The sequence below is a fragment of the Prauserella rugosa genome (assembly GCF_000719975.1).
Classification (GTDB): domain Bacteria; phylum Actinomycetota; class Actinomycetes; order Mycobacteriales; family Pseudonocardiaceae; genus Prauserella; species Prauserella rugosa.
Genome location: NZ_JOIJ01000065.1, coordinates 1 through 562 on the forward strand (window position 1 = coordinate 1; position 562 = coordinate 562).

Annotated in this window: 1 protein-coding gene; it reads left to right on the top strand. The window is 68.9% G+C overall.

The window, feature by feature from the left end; all coding sequences use genetic code 11:
* Positions 1-562 (top strand): DUF222 domain-containing protein (locus IF64_RS0124940; protein WP_030534611.1); only part of this gene is annotated, 562 nt, incomplete at both ends.

A 562-nucleotide genomic window follows, 5' to 3' on the forward strand; every position in this document is an offset into this window, starting at 1 on the left:
CGTGACCTCGCCGCTGTCTGACGAGCATGCCCGGCAGGTGGATGCGTTGTTGAGCGACAAGCTCGCCTCGGCTCCCGCCACGTCGTGGCAGCCTCGGAACTTGGCCCAGCACGCGGCGCGACTGGTCGAGAAGGTCGACCCAGGCGGGCAGGCCGAGCGGGCTCGCATGGCCCGGGCTGGACGGCGGGTGGAGCTTGATCACGGGCCGAACGCGCAATCCCGACTCACCGCCGAGTTGCCCTCCGAGGTCGCTTCCGCCTGCTATGCCCGTGTTGATGCGATGGCACGCCGCCTACGACGTGATGGTGAGCAGCGCACTCTCGACCAGTTGCGGGCCGACATCACCGCCGACCTCCTCCTCGGCAACGACCCCGGTGTTCGGGTCCCCGAAGCCGCAGCCACGGTCTACCTGCACATGCCCATCGACGCCGCCCTGTCCATCTCCGACAGCGGCTGCGAACTCGACGGCTACGGTCCCATCCCGGCTGCGGTGGCGCGGGAGATCATGACCAATACCGACAGTGTGTGGCGCAAAGTCCTCTGCGACCCCGCCACCGGCCAG